The 17,834-nt window shown below is 50.7% G+C and carries 20 protein-coding genes, 1 tRNA gene and 2 pseudogenes; 16 read left to right on the plus strand and 7 right to left on the minus strand.

Going from position 1 to position 17,834, the window contains the following annotated elements; genetic code table 11:
* Window positions 1-55 precede the first annotated feature (55 nt).
* The 6 genes from endA (at window position 56) to DT73_RS01405 (ending at window position 4,315) form a co-directional block, all read left to right on the plus strand.
* Window positions 56-766 (plus strand): deoxyribonuclease I, encoded by a 711-nt coding sequence (endA, locus tag DT73_RS01380; protein ID WP_036102851.1) that lies wholly within the window; start codon window positions 56-58, stop codon window positions 764-766.
* A gap of 146 nt (window positions 767-912) precedes the next feature.
* Window positions 913-1,644, plus strand: coding sequence for a 16S rRNA (uracil(1498)-N(3))-methyltransferase (gene rsmE, locus DT73_RS01385; protein ID WP_036102853.1), 732 nt, complete (start codon window positions 913-915; stop codon window positions 1,642-1,644).
* Window positions 1,645-1,655: 11 nt separating this feature from the next.
* Window positions 1,656-2,603: a glutathione synthase gene (gene gshB / locus DT73_RS01390; protein WP_036102856.1), complete on the plus strand. Its 948-nt coding sequence runs from the start codon at window positions 1,656-1,658 to the stop codon at window positions 2,601-2,603.
* A gap of 112 nt (window positions 2,604-2,715) precedes the next feature.
* A complete protein-coding gene (locus DT73_RS01395; RefSeq protein WP_036102913.1) occupies window positions 2,716-3,279 on the plus strand; it encodes a YqgE/AlgH family protein in 564 nt (187 codons plus the stop codon).
* Window positions 3,279-3,698, plus strand: coding sequence for a Holliday junction resolvase RuvX (ruvX, locus tag DT73_RS01400; protein ID WP_036102858.1), 420 nt, complete (start codon window positions 3,279-3,281; stop codon window positions 3,696-3,698). The genes DT73_RS01395 and ruvX overlap by 1 nt, the downstream gene beginning before the upstream one ends.
* Window positions 3,699-4,102: 404 nt before the next feature.
* Complete coding sequence (locus tag DT73_RS01405; RefSeq protein ID WP_036102860.1) at window positions 4,103-4,315, plus strand: YdgH/BhsA/McbA-like domain containing protein; 213 nt, start codon at window positions 4,103-4,105, stop codon at window positions 4,313-4,315.
* A gap of 393 nt (window positions 4,316-4,708) precedes the next feature.
* Here DT73_RS01405 and DT73_RS01410 read toward each other — a convergent pair whose 3' ends face one another.
* Window positions 4,709-5,686, minus strand: a complete 978-nt coding sequence (locus tag DT73_RS01410) for a type IV pilus twitching motility protein PilT (protein ID WP_036102862.1) — start codon at window positions 5,684-5,686, stop codon at window positions 4,709-4,711.
* 20 nt (window positions 5,687-5,706) lie between these two features.
* On the opposite strand from DT73_RS01410, the gene DT73_RS01415 reads away from it, so the two are divergent.
* Genes DT73_RS01415 through DT73_RS26915 form a run of 6 tightly spaced genes read left to right on the plus strand, consistent with a single transcriptional unit; the run spans window position 5,707 to window position 9,136 of the window.
* On the plus strand, window positions 5,707-6,420 hold the full coding sequence (locus DT73_RS01415) for a YggS family pyridoxal phosphate-dependent enzyme (RefSeq protein ID WP_036102864.1): 714 nt from the start codon (window positions 5,707-5,709) through the stop codon (window positions 6,418-6,420).
* A 15-nt stretch (window positions 6,421-6,435) separates the two neighbouring features.
* The gene (locus tag DT73_RS01420) at window positions 6,436-6,990 is read left to right on the plus strand and encodes a YggT family protein (protein WP_036102866.1); all 555 of its coding nucleotides are present in this window, start codon (window positions 6,436-6,438) and stop codon (window positions 6,988-6,990) included.
* Complete coding sequence (yggU, locus tag DT73_RS01425; RefSeq protein ID WP_036102868.1) at window positions 6,987-7,277, plus strand: DUF167 family protein YggU; 291 nt, start codon at window positions 6,987-6,989, stop codon at window positions 7,275-7,277. Before DT73_RS01420 ends, yggU begins: the two co-directional genes overlap by 4 nt.
* Before the next feature lie 15 nt (window positions 7,278-7,292).
* Complete coding sequence (locus DT73_RS01430; protein WP_036102870.1) at window positions 7,293-7,886, plus strand: XTP/dITP diphosphatase; 594 nt, start codon at window positions 7,293-7,295, stop codon at window positions 7,884-7,886.
* A complete protein-coding gene (hemW, locus tag DT73_RS01435; RefSeq protein WP_036102871.1) occupies window positions 7,879-9,018 on the plus strand; it encodes a radical SAM family heme chaperone HemW in 1,140 nt (379 codons plus the stop codon). The genes DT73_RS01430 and hemW overlap by 8 nt, the downstream gene beginning before the upstream one ends.
* Window positions 9,011-9,136, plus strand: coding sequence for a hypothetical protein (locus tag DT73_RS26915; RefSeq protein ID WP_255358329.1), 126 nt, complete (start codon window positions 9,011-9,013; stop codon window positions 9,134-9,136). The genes hemW and DT73_RS26915 overlap by 8 nt, the downstream gene beginning before the upstream one ends.
* Window positions 9,137-9,231: 95 nt before the next feature.
* On the opposite strand, the gene DT73_RS01440 is transcribed toward DT73_RS26915, so the two are convergent.
* Genes DT73_RS01440 through trmB form a run of 3 tightly spaced genes read right to left on the minus strand, consistent with a single transcriptional unit; the run spans window position 9,232 to window position 11,059 of the window.
* On the minus strand, window positions 9,232-9,954 hold the full coding sequence (locus tag DT73_RS01440) for a DUF2884 family protein (RefSeq protein WP_036102873.1): 723 nt from the start codon (window positions 9,952-9,954) through the stop codon (window positions 9,232-9,234).
* 59 nt (window positions 9,955-10,013) lie between these two features.
* Entirely contained in the window at window positions 10,014-10,340 is a 327-nt protein-coding gene (locus tag DT73_RS01445) for a YggL family protein (RefSeq protein WP_036102874.1), read from the minus strand.
* Window positions 10,340-11,059, minus strand: a complete 720-nt coding sequence (gene trmB, locus DT73_RS01450; RefSeq protein WP_036102875.1) for a tRNA (guanosine(46)-N7)-methyltransferase TrmB — start codon at window positions 11,057-11,059, stop codon at window positions 10,340-10,342. The genes DT73_RS01445 and trmB overlap by 1 nt, the downstream gene beginning before the upstream one ends.
* 154 nt (window positions 11,060-11,213) lie before the next feature.
* On the opposite strand from trmB, the gene mutY reads away from it, so the two are divergent.
* From mutY to mltC, 3 genes are read left to right on the plus strand one after another with little or no spacing between them, the layout of a single operon-like run.
* Window positions 11,214-12,266 (plus strand): A/G-specific adenine glycosylase, encoded by a 1,053-nt coding sequence (gene mutY, locus DT73_RS01455; protein WP_200874761.1) that lies wholly within the window; start codon window positions 11,214-11,216, stop codon window positions 12,264-12,266.
* A gap of 26 nt (window positions 12,267-12,292) precedes the next feature.
* Entirely contained in the window at window positions 12,293-12,568 is a 276-nt protein-coding gene (locus tag DT73_RS01460) for an oxidative damage protection protein (protein ID WP_036102877.1), read from the plus strand.
* Window positions 12,569-12,606: 38 nt separating this feature from the next.
* A complete protein-coding gene (gene mltC, locus DT73_RS01465; protein WP_036102878.1) occupies window positions 12,607-13,689 on the plus strand; it encodes a membrane-bound lytic murein transglycosylase MltC in 1,083 nt (360 codons plus the stop codon).
* A 189-nt stretch (window positions 13,690-13,878) separates the two neighbouring features.
* Here the strand turns inward: mltC and DT73_RS01470 are convergent, their stop codons facing one another.
* Window positions 13,879-16,026, minus strand: coding sequence for an ornithine decarboxylase (locus tag DT73_RS01470; RefSeq protein WP_036102879.1), 2,148 nt, complete (start codon window positions 16,024-16,026; stop codon window positions 13,879-13,881).
* Between the two features lie 465 nt (window positions 16,027-16,491).
* Between DT73_RS01470 and DT73_RS01475 the strand changes: the two genes are divergently transcribed.
* Window positions 16,492-16,567, plus strand: a tRNA-Phe gene (locus DT73_RS01475).
* A gap of 197 nt (window positions 16,568-16,764) precedes the next feature.
* Here DT73_RS01475 and DT73_RS01480 read toward each other — a convergent pair.
* Window positions 16,765-17,706, minus strand: a pseudogene (locus DT73_RS01480) (Wadjet anti-phage system protein JetD domain-containing protein); the annotation flags it as partial.
* Window positions 17,654-17,834: pseudogene (locus tag DT73_RS26625) on the minus strand (hypothetical protein); the annotation flags it as partial. The pseudogenes DT73_RS26625 and DT73_RS01480, both read right to left, overlap by 53 nt.

Raw genomic sequence — 17,834 nt, forward strand, 5'->3', positions numbered from 1 at the left:
AAACTGGATAAATGATCAGTTAGGGTGCGGGCATACTTTGACAGAGAATTTCGATATGTCCCGCAAAATATCTTCTATCACTATCTCCATGCTGGCCTTTTTGTTAAGTGCCGGCGCACAAGCCACGGGTATTAACAGTTTTTCTCAAGCAAAGACGGCTGGCGTAAAGGTGAATGCCGATGCTCCCGGCAGTTTTTATTGTGGTTGTAAAATCACCTGGGAAGGGAAAAAAGGAATTCCGGACTTGAATTCATGCGGTTACCACGTCAGAAAAAATCAAGTTCGGGCCAACCGTATTGAGTGGGAACATGTCATGCCCGCATGGCAGTTCGGCCACCTGCGCCAGTGCTGGCAAGAAGGTGGGCGTAAAAACTGTGCCAAAGATCCGGGGTACCGCAAAATTGAAAGCGATATGCACAACCTGGAACCAGCAGTGGGTGAAGTCAACGCCGATCGCGGTAACTTTATGTACAGCCAGTGGAATGGCGGTGAAAGCCAGTATGGTCAGTGTGCAATGAAAGTCGATTTTTCCAGCAAGCGCGCAGAACCACCCGCTCGCGCCCGGGGTGCCATTGCCCGAACATATTTTTATATGCGCGATCAGTACCAATTGCCGCTCTCACGCCAACAAACTCAGCTATTTGAAGCCTGGGATAAAACGTACCCGGTTACTCAGTGGGAATGCACCCGCGATGAACGCATAGCCAAAATACAGGGAAATCATAACCCTTATGTACAGCGGGCTTGCATGGCGCGAAAAGGCTAACCTACACTACCCAGCAATAATTAACTCTGTGATGCGCCGGTGCCTCCATTAGCGGAGGCACAATAATGACGGCAACTTCTGCACTCTGCTCTTAGCGAAGAATTTGTTATAACCACCATCACACCTTTTTATGGATGATATAAACGATGCGTATTCCTCGCATTTATCACCCTGAGCCACTTGTTGTTGGCCAGACTATTGCGTTAAGTGATGACGCGGCAGGGCATGTTGGCCGTGTTCTGCGCATGTCTGCCGGGCAAGCGCTGGAGTTATTTGATGGCTCCAACCAGGTTTTTTCTGCAGAAATCGTTCAGGCAGATAAAAAACAGGTTCAGGTCAGGTTGCTGGGTAGTGACACAGATAACCGTGAGTCCCCACTGTTTTTACATCTGGGCCAGGTGATGTCTCGTGGCGAAAAAATGGAATTTACTATCCAGAAATCCATTGAACTGGGCGTCAATGTTATTACCCCCCTGTTCTCGGAACGTTGTGGAGTGAAACTGGATGCAGAACGCCTGAATAAAAAACTGCAGCAATGGCAAAAAATTGCGATTGGCGCCTGTGAACAGTGCGGGCGCAACCAGATCCCTGAAATACGCCCCGTAATGAACCTGGAAACCTGGTGCCAGGAACAGGATGATGCACTTAAGCTCAACCTTCACCCACGCGCCAGCGCCAGTATCAATACGCTCCCACTGCCAGTTGAACGGGTACGGTTGCTTATTGGCCCTGAAGGGGGATTATCGGCAGAAGAGATTGCCATGACTGCGCGTTATCAGTTTACTGATATTCTGTTAGGACCGCGTGTGCTGCGTACAGAAACCACTGCCCTTACTGCAATCACCGCACTGCAGGTGCGTTTTGGTGATTTGGGCTAAAGGAGACAAGAATGATCAAGCTCGGCATCGTGATGGATCCCATCGCGTCAATTAACCTGAAAAAAGACACCAGTTTTGCGATGTTACTGGAAGCACAAAAACGTGGTTACCAGTTACATTATATGGAAATGGCAGATTTGTACCTGACGAATGGTGAAGCCCGCGCACGCACGCGTACCCTCAGCGTCGAGTATAACTACGAGAAATGGTACAACTTCGACAGCGAACAGGATATTCCGCTGTCAGACCTTGATGTCATTTTAATGCGTAAAGACCCACCGTTTGATACTGAGTTTATCTACGCTACCTATATTCTGGAACGGGCTGAAGAACAGGGTACATTGATTGTTAACAAACCCCAGAGTCTGCGTGACTGCAATGAGAAACTTTTTACCGCATGGTTTGCCGATTTAACGCCAGATACACTGGTCACCCGTAATAAGGCACAACTAAAAGCGTTTTGGGAAAAACACGGCGATATTATTCTGAAACCACTGGATGGCATGGGCGGGACATCGATTTTCCGTGTGAAAGCAGGCGACCCTAACTTATCCGTTATTACCGAAACGCTGACGGAACTGGGCAACCGCTATTGCATGGCGCAAAATTACCTGCCAGAGATTAAAGATGGTGATAAACGCGTACTGGTGGTAGACGGTGAACCGGTGCCTTACTGCCTGGCACGCATCCCACCAAATGGGGAAACCCGTGGTAACCTGGCAGCTGGCGGCCGTGGTGAGCCTCGCCCGTTAACTGAAGGTGACTGGGCCATTGCCCGCCGTATTGCGCCGGCGTTAAAAGAAAAAGGTCTGATATTTGTTGGGCTCGATATTATCGGTGATAAGCTCACTGAAATTAACGTCACCAGCCCAACCTGCGTGCGTGAAATTGAAGCACAGTTCCCGGTATCAATTACGGGAATGCTAATGGACGCTATTGAGAAGCGTCTGGCAAAATAGCGACCATGGCGGGAAGGATCCCGCCAGCCTCTCGGGAATGCCGGTAGAACACATTCCTTATCAGGCAGGCTTACCAACTGCCAAAGACTCAACCGGGAACAGACCTCTGACAATGAATTTACAGCATCACTTTCTTATTGCCATGCCAGGGTTACAGGATCCGCTGTTCAGGCGTTCTGTCGTGTATATCTGCGAGCACAACGATGAAGGCGCAATGGGGATTATTATTAATAAGCCTCTTGATAACCTGAAAGTTGCCGACGTGCTTGAGAAATTAAAGATTACACCAGAGCCACGTGACCCGGCGATTCGCCTGGATAAACCGGTATTTGTCGGTGGGCCGCTCGCGGAAGACCGGGGCTTTATTTTGCATACTCCACCAGAGATGTTCAGCTCCAGTATCCGTATCGCTGAGAACACCATCATTACAACGTCCAAAGATGTTTTGGAAACATTAGGCACGCCAAACCAGCCCCCAGATGTTCTGGTTGCGCTTGGTTATTCTTCCTGGGATAAGGGCCAACTGGAACAAGAGATCCTGGATAATGCATGGCTTACAGCGCCAGCTAATAATCAGATTCTGTTCCACACCCTGATTGGTGAGCGCTGGCGGGAAGCAGCACGCCTGATTGGCATTGATATCCACAATTTGCCTAATGAAGCAGGGCACGCATAATGGCGACAGGAACAATTTTAGCTTTTGACTTTGGTACCCGTAGTATTGGTGTTGCCATTGGGCAGAAAATTACCGGAACTGCTCGCCCTTTATCTGCGCTGAAAGCAAAAGATGGCGTGCCAGACTGGGATCAGATTGGTCGTATTCTCAAAGAGTGGCAACCTGATTTTTTAGTTGTTGGTTTGCCGCTGAATATGGATGGCACGGAGCAACCCCTGACAACCAGGGCGAAGAAATTCGCTAACCGCCTGCATGGCCGGTTTGGCATTACTGTAGAACTTCATGATGAACGCCTGAGCACAGTTGAAGCCCGTGCGGGTTTATTTGAACAAGGTGGTTTCAAAGCACTGGATAAAGGCAGCGTCGACTCAGCTTCCGCTGTTGTTATTCTGGAAAGCTGGTTTGAGCAACACTTTTGACACATTATCTGGCTGTGCTATGCAGCCAGCCACCCTTGTTTCTGAACCAGCCAACCCACAGTCTCCCTTGTTATGTAACACCTTTTGCCCGGCACAGCCCTTCTGCATAAACCCACACACCACCTGAACTACCAGGTGAATACAATTAAGCTTTTTGTGCCAAAAACAAGTAACCAGCCAGTGATTAACACCTGATATAACCCAGTATATAACATATTAGAATTTCAATAAGTTAACTAAAAAAACGCCCTTTCCAAAAGCCATATCTCCAGCCAGCTCCGCCGCATAACGTGATCCAGATCGCACTTTTTGTTACCTAAGATATAATTTCAAGCGTTATTATAACCCACATCAAAGGCACTCGCCTTTAACGATAACAAATTGAATTAAATAAGGAAAAGACCATGAAATCTGCTAAAACTCTGTTCGCTGCTGCTGCTCTCTCTCTGGTTTCTTTTGCAAGCTTTGCACAAACCGTTACTGCTACCGCCAGCACTCTGGATGGTGCAGAAGCACAGATAGCAGCTCAGGCTAAACAAGCTGGTGCAGCTTCTTACCAAATCACTGAAGCATACTCTGGCAACCAGGTTCACATGACTGCTGAACTGAACAAATAAGAGTAATTGTTCTGGTACCGGGGCGTTTTTATCCCCCTGCTCCCGGTACTGAACAGCCAAATTGAGCCCAGTCACTGCACTGGGCTAAATTATATCCACAATGCTGTAAATAGCGTCGCTTGTGCTATATCACTCTTCTTAATAACCACTCGCACGGCAACTCAACTCGACTCAACTCGACTCGACTCGACTCGACTCGACTCGACTCGACTCAAAAAAACCAGGCAAACTTACTATTGCAATCAATGGAATATTATATTTTTTGCCTGCCCGTTGATTACTCCCCCACAGCTCAGCAATAGCCCAGCGGCGGCACCTTTTGGCCAGCACTGTATGCACGCTTTTGTATAGCGCCTTTTGTGCAGTTCCACACCAAAAGACAACCCAAAGCACTTATGCAAGTATGCCCGCCGCATCACGTTCGGCGCGGCTTTGTTCAAAAGTTTGCATGCCAGCCTGCTTGCCTGTTTGTAATACACCAGGTAACTGGTGTGTTTTCCCTTCACGAACCAGGCTGGAAACGGCTGGCGTAACAACTAAAAGCTCAAACAAAGCCACCCGCCCACCACCTTTACGCGCAGCCAGTTGTTGAGCCACAACACCTTTAAGGCTGCCGGCAAGTTGAGTGCGGACCATACTTTTCTCTTCCGCCGGGAAGACATCCACCAGCCGTTCTACAGCTTGTGCAGCCCCACGAGTATGCAGTGTTGCCAGTACCAGGTGCCCTGTTTCAGCCGCTGTCAGGGCGAGGCGAATCGTTTCGCTGTCTCGTAGTTCACCCAGCAAAATAACATCCGGGTCCTGGCGTAAAGCGCCCTTCAGCCCGGCCGCAAAAGAAGCACAGTGCAGGCCGACTTCACGCTGCTGGATTACACCCTGAGGAGGTTTGTGAACAAACTCAACCGGGTCTTCAAGGGTAATAATATGTGCCTGCGTTTGCCGGTTCAGCTCACCAACCATGGCAGCCAGTGTAGTGGACTTACCGCTGCCCGTAGCGCCACACACCAATACCAGCCCTGACTGCTCCTGTAGCAATACCATTAATGCTTCAGGAACCTGTAATGCCGCTAACTCAGGGCATACCTGCGGTAAAATACGCAACGCCAGTGACACCCCTTCCACCTGAAGAAATGCATTAGCCCTTAAACGCTGGCCATTTACCAGCCCGACAGCGAAATCAAGTTGGCCATGGTGTTTAAACTGGCTGTGCTGTTCTGGTGTTAGCCACAAATCCAGCAATGCGGATATATTGGGCAAAGCACATGGGGCTGGTTCCATTACGCCATCTTTACGCCAGTAAAAATGCCCACTGCTACACAGGTGTAGATCCGACACATTATGCTTTACACTAAGGGCCACGATTTCTTCCATTTTGGCTTATCCTGAAACTCATGAACGACATTGCCCACAACTTAGCGCAGGTTCAGCAGAGAATCTCAGCGGCTGCAGAACGTTGCGGCCGTGCTCCAAAAGAAGTTTCCCTTCTTGCAGTCAGTAAAACCAAACCTGCGAGTGATATCGCACAAGCCATTGCCGCCGGGCAACGGGAGTTTGGTGAAAACTATGTTCAGGAAGGTGCCGATAAAATTGCCCTGTTTCGTGAGCAAGGGGTTACCGGCCTGACCTGGCACTTTATTGGCCCTTTGCAGTCCAATAAAAGCCGCCTGGTTGCCGAAAACTTTGACTGGTGCCATACCATTGACCGGCAAAAAATCGCCACGCGGCTCAGTGAACAGCGCCCAGGCGAATTAGCGCCATTGAATGTGCTGATTCAGGTTAATATCAGCGATGAAACCAGTAAATCGGGTATCGCATTAGCTGAAGTAGACGCCCTTGCAGACCTGGTAAGCAGTTTACCGGGGTTACGCTTACGCGGGCTGATGGCGATTCCTGCGCCAGAACAGGATTACGCCAGGCAATTTGCTGTCTGCCAACAAATGGCTGTAGCATTTAACGCGCTACAAAGCCGCTATTCTGGCATTGATACACTTTCGCTGGGCATGACGGATGATATGGAAGCAGCCATTGCCGCAGGTTCCACCATGGTTCGAATTGGTACAGCTATTTTTGGCGCACGGGATTACTCCGCGCACCAGGGACAATAACTACAGAGGAATGCCATGCTGACGTTGACTTTCCTGGCCAAAACCATCATTGAATTGTATGTGATGGTATTACTGCTCCGTATCTGGATGCAGTGGTCACGTTGTGATTTTTATAACCCGCTTTCACAATTTATTGTGAAGATTACCCAACCCATCATTGGCCCGTTGCGCCGGATCATTCCGTCAATTGGCCCGGTGGATACCGCTTCTTTGCTGGTCGCGTTTATTCTTACCACGCTTAAATTCCCACTTCTGCTACTGATTCAGGCAGGAGTGCTGGCGATTGGCCCGGTTAACTTGTTGGTTGGCCTGCTGTCGTTACTTAAAAGTGCCGGCTCACTGGTATTCTGGGTCATCATTGTGCGCTCCATTATGAGCTGGGTAAGCCAGGGACGTAGCCCGATGGAGTTTGTACTGATGCAGCTCACTGAACCATTGATGGCACCCATTCGCCGCTTTATCCCGGCAATGGGCGGTATCGACTTTTCCGCTATGGGCGTAATTATTATTCTGTATCTGCTCAATTACCTGGGTATGGATCTGTTCCCGGGGCTGTGGTACCAGCTTTGAGTGCAGTAACCCAGACTGAATCCGGGCTGGCGCTGAACCTGTTTATTCAGCCCAAAGCCAGCCGGGATGCCATTGTTGGCCTGCATGGCGATGAGTTAAAAATCGCCATCACCGCGCCGCCGGTTGACGGCCAGGCCAACGCTCACCTGGTTAAATTTCTGGCAAAACAATTCCGGGTTGCCAAAAGCCAGGTGTCACTTACCAAAGGTGAACTTGGCCGTCATAAATCAGTGCTAATCAGTTCACCAAAAACCATTCCGCCGGTTGTTGCGGCCTGTCTTAATTAATCTGTGGTATTCGTTATGCAAAAAGTCGTACTGGCGACCGGTAATGCGGGAAAAGTTCGCGAACTGGCTGACTTGCTGGAAAATTTCGGTCTGGATATTGTCGCGCAAACCGAGTTGGGCGTTGATTCAGCTGAAGAAACCGGTGGCACCTTTATTGAGAATGCCATTCTCAAAGCCCGCCATGCGGCTCGTATTACCGGGCTGCCAGCCATTGCCGATGATTCAGGCCTGGCAGTAGATGCTCTGGGCGGTGCTCCGGGTATTTATTCCGCACGCTATGCGGGCGAAGAGGCAACAGACCAGCAGAATCTGGAAAAGTTATTGCACACTATGGACTCCGTGCCAGATAACCTGCGTAAAGCACGTTTTCACTGTGTACTGGTGTACATGCGCCATGCTGATGACCCCACACCACTGGTGTGCCATGGCTCATGGGAAGGGGAAATCACCCGCGTCCCGGCAGGCCAGGGTGGGTTTGGTTATGACCCCATTTTCTACGTTGCTTCTGAAGGCAAAACTGCTGCGGAATTAACTAAAGAAGAGAAACGCGCTATTTCACACCGTGGCCAGGCACTGGCATTACTACTGGAAGCAATGCGCAATGGCTGATTTGCCGCCACTGAGTTTGTACATCCATATTCCCTGGTGTGTGCAGAAATGCCCTTACTGCGACTTTAACTCTCATGCACTGAAAGGCGATGTGCCTCATGATGAATATGTCAGCCACCTGCTGAGAGATTTAGACAACGAACTGCCTGCCACACAGGGCCGGGCTGTCAGCACAATATTTATTGGCGGTGGAACACCAAGCCTGCTTTCTGGCGAAGCGATGCAAAAGCTGCTCGATGGCGTACGCGAACGTTTACCGCTGGCAACCGGTGCAGAAATCACCATGGAAGCTAACCCGGGTACCGTTGAGGCCGGCCGTTTTGCCGCTTACCAGGCAGCCGGTGTTAACCGCATTTCCATTGGTGTCCAAAGCTTCAGCCAGGAAAAGCTACAACGTCTGGGGCGTATTCATGGCCCGGATGAAGCAAAAAGCGCCGCGCAACTGGCCTCCTCGCTTGGCTTGCGGAGTTTTAACCTGGATTTGATGCACGGGCTGCCTGACCAGTCGCTGGAGGAAGCGCTGGGCGATTTGCGCCAGGCGATAGCACTGAACCCGCCACATTTGTCCTGGTACCAGCTTACTATCGAACCCAATACGCTATTCGGCTCACGCCCACCAGAGCTGCCCGACGACGATACCTTATGGGACATTTTCGAGCAGGGCGATAAACTGCTAAGTGCGGCGGGTTACCAGCAATACGAAACCTCTGCTTATGCCAAACCAGGCTACCAGTGCCAGCATAATCTCAACTACTGGCGCTTTGGTGACTACCTGGGAATTGGTTGCGGTGCACACGGCAAAATCACCTGGCCGGATAACCGGATTGTTCGCCGGGCAAAAACTCGCCACCCACGCGGTTATATGGCCGGAAAATACCTCGACAGAGAGCATGAAGTGGCAGTGGCAGATAAGCCATTTGAATTCTTTATGAACCGCTTCCGGCTGTTAGAACCCGTTCCCCGGAACGATTTCCTGCAACTAACCGGCCTTGGCGAAACAGTGGTCCGCCCGCAACTGGATGAAGCCATTGCCCAGGGCTACCTCACCGAAACGGCATCAGAGTGGCAAATTACTCAGCACGGGAAACTGTTTCTGAACTCGCTACTGGGGCTGTTTTTGGTGGATGACTGAAACAGGCTCCCCGGCAATAAAAGGGGAGCCTCAGATTGATGAAAAAATTGATGAAAAAGATGGAAAAAGCGTGGTTTTTCCTTCTTTTTTAGTTAGCAGCAGAAAATCAATAAATTGATTTTCCTGGTTTTTTATTGGGTGACATCCTCTCGTTCTGTGCGGACATGAGGTTTGTCATCAGACTCGAGCCTGGTATTCTTTTTCGTAACTGACTTACTTCAGGCCTTTCACCAGTGCCTTGCGCTGGTCTTCCAGGGAAATCACCCGGGAGCAAACATCTTTGCCAAACTGTTTGAAATCGGCCTGCTGGTTATTCCACTCCTGCTGGATAGCATTTTGCATCCCGCCAAGGTTACCCAGTATCCCTTGCAAACCGCCTTTACTGTTCCCACCAGTGAGCGCTTTCGCTCCCATCTCATTGATACTGTCCTGCAGAATGCCACCCATGGCCTGGTTAACCAGTTGCTGGCCATCTGCCCTGACCTGGTCAATAGCTTTGTAGTGAAAAGCCAGGCCATCAGTACGGTGTTCAATAATGCGGTTCATCTGCGCTTTTAACTGTGCATCAAGCTTTTCCAGCCGCCCGTGCATGCTACTGCTTTCCCCCACCTGTTCGGTGATAATTTTGTCCAGTGCCTCCCGGCCTTTCTCAACCCGGGCCAGGGCACCGTTATCAATCCACGGCAGGTCGTTACGCAGTGCCTGCTGGTAGTTCACTGCCTGTTGTTGCTGGCTGGCAGTAAGCGACTGCGCTTTACCATTAAACTGAACAGCCCCCTGAGGAGAAATAACCAGGTCGCCATGTTGCCCAACCACCTGCACTTGTTGAGGGTTGATAACCACATCATCTTTGGGGCTGACACTGCACTGGTAATCAGCTTTCGCCGCCGTGCTGACAGCCAGTAACGCAGCCAGCGCAAGGGATAACTTCTGCATTTGCTACTCCATAAAGAAAAAACGGGCCGGTAGCAACCGACCCGCTGAACATCCTGCGCTTAATCCCACCAGACGTCGAACAAGTCGCTGGTGCGAATTTCTGACAACTGGCGTGCTTCGAGCCAGTTTTTTACCAGCGCCTGATGCTCTTCGGTACATTTGCCAATTTGCTGCATGCAAATCAGCCCTTCCCAGGCAAGGTAACCACTACCATCAAAGGCCAGGCCATTTGGCTCAATTACTTCATTAATTAAGTCATCAACGGTTTGATCAATCTGTTCTTCCGGAGTACCTTCCGGGAAACGCCATGCCACCGAAAACCCCACTTCCTGAAACTCGTCGATATGCATTTTTTTGCGTAAACGACGGCTGCGGTTTATTGCCATTATTTGATCCTCTCGAACATTAAGTCCCATACACCGTGGCCGAGACGCTGGCCGCGTTGTTCAAATTTGGTGACCGGACGTGATTGCGGGCGAGGTACATATCCGCCGTTCTCCGACATGTTTTGATAACCGTCCACCGATGACATTACTTCGAGCATATGTTCTGCATAAGGTTCCCAGTCTGTCGCCATATGGAAAACACCGCCCAATTTTAGTTTCCCTTTCACCTTTTCGGCAAACGGCACCTGAACAATTCGGCGTTTATTATGGCGCGCTTTATGCCAGGGATCCGGGAAGAACAGTTGCACCATGGTCAGGCTGTTTTCCGGGATCATCATATCCAGTACTTCAATGGCATCATGGCACATTACACGCAGGTTAGTCAGCCCGGCTTCATGGGCAGCACTCAGGCACGCCCCCACACCCGGTGCATGAACCTCAATTCCCAGAAAATTCTGGTGTGGATTGGCCGCGGCCATTGCCACCAGCGATGCGCCCATCCCGAACCCAATTTCCAGAGTAACAGGCGCTTCCCGCCCAAACAGCGCAGCAAAGTCGATGGGCTGACCATCAAATTCAACGCCCATCACCGGCCAGTAGTGGTCCAGCGCATGTTGTTGCCCTTTAGTCAGGCGGCCCTGGCGGCGGACAAAACTACGAATGCGGCGTAATGCGCGACCATTCTCATCAAATTCCGGTGAAATCACGTCGTTTATCATGGTGGAAACTCTGCTTGAGTTAATGTTCAGGAAACGGGCATTATCCAAAGTTACTCCGCCGATGCAAGCACCGGACACCAGCTGTTTACAGCAGGCCCGTGCTGTGCTGGAATCTGACACCTAAATTGACTGAGTCGGATACTGTGCGTAAATGATACAAGCGCTTCAATTCTCTCGCCAGGTGCTCGACTGGTATGAAAAGTATGGCCGAAAAACCTTGCCCTGGCAGCAGGCAAAAACGCCTTATAAAGTGTGGCTGTCTGAGGTGATGTTACAACAAACCCAGGTGGCCACGGTTATCCCCTATTTCCAGCGTTTTATGGAAAAGTACCCGGATATTCGCGACCTGGCGGCTGCTCCACTGGATGAAGTACTGCACTTGTGGACTGGCCTTGGCTATTATGCCCGCGCCCGCAACCTGCATAAAGCAGCACAAACCGTTGTGCAACAGCATGGCGGTAAATTTCCTGAACGTTTCGAAGACGTTGCCGCCCTGCCGGGGGTTGGGCGCTCTACCGCGGGTGCTGTGCTTTCTCTTGCCTGCGGCCAGCATTACCCCATTCTGGATGGCAATGTAAAACGGGTTCTGGCACGGTGTTACGCTGTAGAAGGCTGGCCGGGCAAAAAAGAAGTCGAAAAGCGCTTATGGAGCCTGAGTGAGCAAGTTACACCAGAGCATGGCGTCAGCCAGTTCAACCAGGCCATGATGGATCTGGGGGCTATGGTTTGCACCCGTTCACGGCCCAAATGTGAGATTTGCCCTCTCAGCCAGGGCTGCCTTGCGAAACAGGCAGGCAACTGGTCCAGCTTCCCGGGGAAAAAGCCAAAGCAAACGCTGCCGGAGCGCACTGGCTGGTTTGCGCTGGTACAACATGGTGACGAAGTTTACCTCAGCCAGCGCCCACCAGTTGGTTTGTGGGGTGGGCTTTATTGCTTCCCACAATTTGAAACGCAAAACGCGTTGCATCAGTGGCTGGAAGCAAGAGATATTTCAGCAGATAATTGCCAGCAACTTACGGCTTTTCGCCATACATTCAGCCATTTCCATTTGGATATTGTGCCAGTATTAGTCCGGGCAGAAACATGGCCTCTTCGCATGGAGGAAGATACCGGTCTCTGGTATAACTTACCGCAGCCACCTGCTGTGGGTTTAGCGGCGCCGGTAGAGCGCCTGTTGCAGCAATTGCGTGCCGGGTCAGTTGCTTAAGGCCCACCAAATAATGAGGATGAGACATGAGCAGAACGATTTTTTGTACTTACCTGCAGCGCGATGCTGAAGGCCAGGATTTCCAGTTGTACCCAGGCGAACTGGGTAAACGTATTTATAATGAAATATCCAAAGAAGCCTGGGCGCTGTGGCAAACCAAACAGACCATGTTGATCAATGAAAAGAAACTCAACATGATGAACCAGGAACACCGCAAATTACTGGAACAGGAAATGGTGAACTTTCTGTTTGAAGGTAAAGACGTACACATTGAAGGTTTTACACCCGAAGAAAAACAATAAGGGCTCGTGCCCTTCAATGGATAAAACTGCACACATCAATGAAGAAGAGACTTATTGCGCTGGTTCTTGTTGCACCACTTTTGGTGTCCTGCTCCAGTAAAAAGGATTCGGCTTATCACGAAGAGTGGGTAAAAGACACCAACGGTTTCGATATTTTAATGGGGCAGTTTGCCAATAATATTGAGAACCTGTGGGGTTATAACGAGGTACTGATCGCCGGGCCGAAAGACTATGTTAAGTATACGGACCAGTATCAGACCCGTAGCCACATCAACTTTGATGACGGGACGATTACCGTAGAAACCATCTCCGGTACAGACCCGGCTGCTCACTTGCGCCAGGCGATTGTCTCGACGCTGCTGATGGGCGATGACCCAGGCTCTATTGATCTCTACTCCGACAGCGATGACGTAACGCTTTCCAAACAACCATTCTTATATGGGCAGGTAGTGGATAACCGTGGCCAGCCCATTCGCTGGAAATGGCGTGCGGAAGAGTTTGCGGACTACCTGCTGCAAACCCGCCTGCAAAGCCGCAGCAACGGGCTGCATATTATCTACAGCGTAACCATTAACCTGGTGGCAAACCATCTGGATAAGCGTGCGCATAAGTACCTTGGCATGGTACGCAGCGCATCTCACAAATACGGTGTGGATGAGTCTCTGATTCTGGCAATCATGCAAACAGAATCCAGTTTTAACCCTTATGCGGTAAGTAATGCCGATGCGCTGGGGTTAATGCAGGTGGTGCAGCACAGTGCAGGCAAAGATGTGTTCCGCTCCCAGGGGCGCAGCGGTATTCCCAGCAGAAACTATCTTTTTGACCCGAGCAACAATATTGATACCGGTACAGCCTACCTGGCGATGCTGAACAATGTTTACCTTGCAGGCATTGATAACCCAACGTCGCGGCGTTATGCCGTTATTACCGCGTATAACGGCGGTGCTGGTAGCGTACTGCGTGTATTCTCCAGTGACAAAGACCAGGCGGTGTCGATTATCAACAGCCTGTCGCCGGACGATGTTTATGAAACACTAACCACCCGCCACCCGTCATCTGAGTCACGCAGGTATTTATATAAAGTGAATACCGCGCAAAAAGGCTACCGCCGGGTGCATTAGGTTTTAAACGCTCACCGGGCAACAATACAAAAAAAGGGAAAAGCATGCTTTTCCCTCCGATTGATGAAAAAGAAGGAAAAAGCGTAGTTTTTCCTTCTTTTTAGTTAGCAGTCGAAAATCAATAATTTGATTTTCCTGGTTTTTTATTGGGTGGCACCCTCTTGTTCTGTGCGGACATGAGGTTTGTCATCAGGCCGGATTATTATTAACCACATAGCCATACAGGCGCTTAATGCCATCCGGGTCTGTCTCGCTGTAAACCCCCTGGAGTTCTGGCGAAAAACCTGGCAGCAGGTTGACACCCTCTTCCAGCGCCAGGAAGTAACGCAATGCAGCCCCCCCCCAGACTTCACCTGGTACGACACACAACACACCCGGCGGGTACGGTAATGCGCCTTCGGCAGCAACCCGCCCCTGAGCTTCACTCAGGCGCACCAGTTCTACGTCACCACGAATAAATGCACTGTTGGCATCCTGTGGGTTCATCACCACTTCAGGGAAGCAGTCTTTACGGAACATCGCTTTTTGCAGATCTTTAACGTCAAAACTGACATAAAGATCGTGCATTTCCTGGCAAAGTTGGCGCAGTGTATAGCCTTTGTAGCGTACCGGGTATTTCTGGTAGATGGTAGGTAACACATCTGCCAGCGGCGTATTGTCTTCAATATGGTGTTCAAACTGAGCAAGCATAGCCACCAGTTGAGCCAGCTTCTCCGGGCTTTCGGCAGGCGTTAACAAGAACAGGATCGAGTTGAGATCTGATTTTTCCGGTACGATGCCATTTTCACGCAGGTAGTGCGCCAGAATCGCAGCAGGAACACCGAACTCACTGTATTTCCCTGTTGCTGCATTAATTCCTGGCGTAGTCAGCAATAATTTGCACGGGTCCACCAGGTATTCATCTTTGGCATACCCTTCAAAGCCGTGCCAGTTTGCTCCTGGCTCAAAGCTGAAGAAACGCCGGTCATGGGCTATGGTGTCCGTGGGGTAATCCTGCCACTGGCGGCCATCGATTTCTGGCGGAATAAACGGGCGGATCATTTTGCACTGCGCAAGGATCTGTTTGCGCGCTTCAATACCCATATCCACACATTCAGCCCATAAGCGCCGGCCACTTTCCCCTTCATGAATTTTGGCATTCACATCCAGTGCCGCAAACAGCGGGTAAAACGGGCTGGTTGATGCATGCAACATGAAAGCATTGTTCAGGCGTTTATGTGGGCAAAAACGCGACTGACCACGGATATGATCGTCTTTTTTATGGATTTGCGAGGTTTGAGAAAACCCGGCCTGTTGCTTGTGGACAGACTGCGTGACAAAAATACCCGGGTCTTCCGGTTTGAGCTCCAGCCGCAATGGCGAGCAATCTGCCATCATCGGCAGGAACTGCTCATAGCCAACCCAGGCTGAGTCAAACAGAATGTAATCACACAGGTGGCCGATGGTGTCTACTACATGGCGGGCGTTATATACCGTGCCATCGTAAGTACCTAGCTGGATAATTGCCAGGCGGAATGGGCGCGGCAAGTCTGCGCGTTCTGGGGCCACTTCGCGAATAGATTCACGCAGGTACGCTTCGTTAAAGCAGTGAGCATCCACCCCGCCAATAAACCCAAACGGGTTACGTGCAGCTTCCAGGTAAACCGGGGTCGCCCCAGCCTGAATTAACGCACCATGGTGGTTGGATTTGTGGTTATTGCGGTCAAACAGCACCAGGTCTCCCCGGGTCAGCAGCGCATTTGTCACCACTTTATTTGCTGCAGACGTTCCATTCAGAACAAAGTAGGTTTTATCTGCGTGGAACACTTTGGCTGCGAATTTCTGCGCATCTTTCGCCGAGCCTTCATGGATAAGCAGGTCACCCAGTTTGACATCGGCATTGCACATATCCGCACGAAAAACGTTTTCGCCGAAGAAATCATAAAACTGGCGCCCTGCCGGGTGCTTACGGAAAAACGCACCATGCTGATGCCCCGGGCAGGCAAAGGTGCTGTTGCCCATTTCAACGTACTGGCTCAGCGTGTCGAAAAACGGGGGCAACAGATTTTCTTCATAGCGGCATGCAGCCGTTTCGAGCTCAAGAAAATCTTGTGCTTTTCCCGTAATCACACCTTCAGTACCCGGAAGCGGTGCAACCTGCTCAGGGCTGAAAAGGAACACCGGTAAATTAAACCCGGTACGTTTAAGCAAAGTCAGAATACCGCTACGGCTGTCGGCAACCGAAACCACCACAACGGCCACATCAGTAAAATCAGTGTTATCCAGTGTCACGACTTCGCGGTGCGTGGACAAACAGGCGACAACATCATGGCTTGCGGCAATTTTCAACGCTTTCATAAGCACAAATCCCCAGGGGTCAAGGATGAGTGAGTGCCAGAGGCACAACAAAAGGGAGTATTCTCCCGGCGAAAATGATAAGGGGCCTGAACTGATAACCAGCTGCGACCACCAGACATCAGTAAAACCAGGGCCTGCCTGAGTTTACTGATGCTCCGGTGTGAGCCTGCACTGCCCTCACCGCATGGTGAAAGTTTGAGTTACTTGAATAGATAAATAGCGGACATAACGAGAACACGCCATTAAGCAATGGCTGTGATGTGCCAGAAATGTCGATGAGAATCCGAACATTGCAGCGACCTCGTTAAGGGTAGTCGTGGAAAAAATCCGCGCAATTCTGGCACCTTTCTGGCGGGGGTGCAAGCGGTTGCCTGTAACAGAATGCACACAAATCAGGCAAACACACCACCAGGCACAACAAATGATTTGACGACAGCAGGCCTTTACGGTTTAATGCGCCCCGTTGCCCGGATAGCTCAGTCGGTAGAGCAGGGGATTGAAAATCCCCGTGTCCTTGGTTCGATTCCGAGTCCGGGCACCACTCATTCAGAGAACCCAGCCTATGGCTGGGTTTTTGCTTTTCTGAGGCCGGGCTCTCCATCGAACTCCGTTCGATTATTCGCCGTAAACGTCTCACCCCTTCGGGGCCAGCGCGACAGGCGCGCTGTTCAACGCCTGATGGCATTAGTCCGGGTCCGGGCACCACTTATAAGGAGTAAAGACCGTTCCAGCAGGCAACTATCTTCCTTCCTGCAATCCTTGTTGCCATTTTATAAGCACCTCACCAACTATGCCGACAGGCAAAAACTCCTGCTCCAGACGGCCACGCGCCTGGCGGGTTAAGTAGCGATAAAAATCAGCCTCTTCACTAAGTAAGCCATCAGGTATTGCTTCCTGTGCTATTACCGGTTCAGTAACAGCGCTATGGTTGGCATATTGCTCAAACAACTCACGGTTCATAAGCAGAACATCAAGCGTCGGACGACAAAGCCTGGCTCTCGCCAACATCAGAAGCCCCCAGCTATCCATATCCCCCCAATAGGCAACGCTTTTTTCATCCAGAACAGAACTGGATAACCATTGCACGTCAAGGCCACACCCCAGAATCGCGATAGTGTCAGATAATACAGGGAGTTGATGCAGGCACTGTTCATTTTCAATCACCAGTATACGAGACGCAGTCAAAGGTGTTTCCGCCAGTTCCGCCGTTGTCACCCGACATTTTTTAAAAGGAAGCATACCTGGCGATAATGGCACAACCAAAACCCAGTGGCTGGACTCATCAAAAGCACCAAGAAAGGTGGTTAACCCCTGTTCGCTGGCTTCGCCAGAAAAACGTACGTCCATCAGTTGGGTTAATAGAGAAATATTATTCTCAATAAATTTGGTATCCACCCCTTGCCCGGAAAGCAGTCTTAACGGTAGCCCTTTTGCGCAGCCCGGCTCTAATCGGTAGGCCAGCCTGGCGGCGCTGATGACGTCCTGCGGATCTTTGTGCCGCCAGAGCGAACGACGGTTGACCAGCAGCGGATGAAAAATGGGATCGACATGCTCAATAATGCCCTCCAGTAAACGGTATTCCCGGCTCACCTCCGGATCCGCCGCAGCGCTGATCCAGTCAGAAGGTTCATTCAGGACCCAGCGCAGCGGCATTGATACCGGTCTGTCGCTCGCCCGATAACGGAGACATATGCGCAAGAAATTTACGCCCGTTGTACGAGGTAATCCGCTGCAACACGATAGCACGTCTGTCTGGCACCCATTCCAGTATACTGTTCCCATAGTCCAGTCCGTTATCGCTGCTCTCC

It is taken from the genome of Mangrovibacter sp. MFB070, assembly GCF_000705335.1.
Lineage (GTDB): Bacteria > Pseudomonadota > Gammaproteobacteria > Enterobacterales > Enterobacteriaceae > Mangrovibacter > Mangrovibacter plantisponsor.

Coding starts and splice junctions, on each gene's coding strand:
- DT73_RS01410 (WP_036102862.1), bottom strand. CDS start 5,686: ATGGAAGAAATCGTGGCCCTTAGTGTAAAGCATAATGTGTCGGATCTA.
- trmB (WP_036102875.1), bottom strand. CDS start 11,059: ATGATAAACGACGTGATTTCACCGGAATTTGATGAGAATGGTCGCGCA.
- ruvX (WP_036102858.1), top strand. CDS start 3,279: ATGGCGACAGGAACAATTTTAGCTTTTGACTTTGGTACCCGTAGTATT.
- DT73_RS01430 (WP_036102870.1), top strand. CDS start 7,293: ATGCAAAAAGTCGTACTGGCGACCGGTAATGCGGGAAAAGTTCGCGAA.
- DT73_RS01415 (WP_036102864.1), top strand. CDS start 5,707: ATGAACGACATTGCCCACAACTTAGCGCAGGTTCAGCAGAGAATCTCA.
- hemW (WP_036102871.1), top strand. CDS start 7,879: ATGGCTGATTTGCCGCCACTGAGTTTGTACATCCATATTCCCTGGTGT.
- DT73_RS01440 (WP_036102873.1), bottom strand. CDS start 9,954: ATGCAGAAGTTATCCCTTGCGCTGGCTGCGTTACTGGCTGTCAGCACG.
- DT73_RS01420 (WP_036102866.1), top strand. CDS start 6,436: ATGCTGACGTTGACTTTCCTGGCCAAAACCATCATTGAATTGTATGTG.
- rsmE (WP_036102853.1), top strand. CDS start 913: ATGCGTATTCCTCGCATTTATCACCCTGAGCCACTTGTTGTTGGCCAG.
- DT73_RS26915 (WP_255358329.1), top strand. CDS start 9,011: ATGACTGAAACAGGCTCCCCGGCAATAAAAGGGGAGCCTCAGATTGAT.
- mltC (WP_036102878.1), top strand. CDS start 12,607: ATGAAGAAGAGACTTATTGCGCTGGTTCTTGTTGCACCACTTTTGGTG.
- DT73_RS01470 (WP_036102879.1), bottom strand. CDS start 16,026: ATGAAAGCGTTGAAAATTGCCGCAAGCCATGATGTTGTCGCCTGTTTG.
- gshB (WP_036102856.1), top strand. CDS start 1,656: ATGATCAAGCTCGGCATCGTGATGGATCCCATCGCGTCAATTAACCTG.
- DT73_RS01460 (WP_036102877.1), top strand. CDS start 12,293: ATGAGCAGAACGATTTTTTGTACTTACCTGCAGCGCGATGCTGAAGGC.
- DT73_RS01405 (WP_036102860.1), top strand. CDS start 4,103: ATGAAATCTGCTAAAACTCTGTTCGCTGCTGCTGCTCTCTCTCTGGTT.
- endA (WP_036102851.1), top strand. CDS start 56: ATGTCCCGCAAAATATCTTCTATCACTATCTCCATGCTGGCCTTTTTG.
- DT73_RS01445 (WP_036102874.1), bottom strand. CDS start 10,340: ATGGCAATAAACCGCAGCCGTCGTTTACGCAAAAAAATGCATATCGAC.
- DT73_RS01395 (WP_036102913.1), top strand. CDS start 2,716: ATGAATTTACAGCATCACTTTCTTATTGCCATGCCAGGGTTACAGGAT.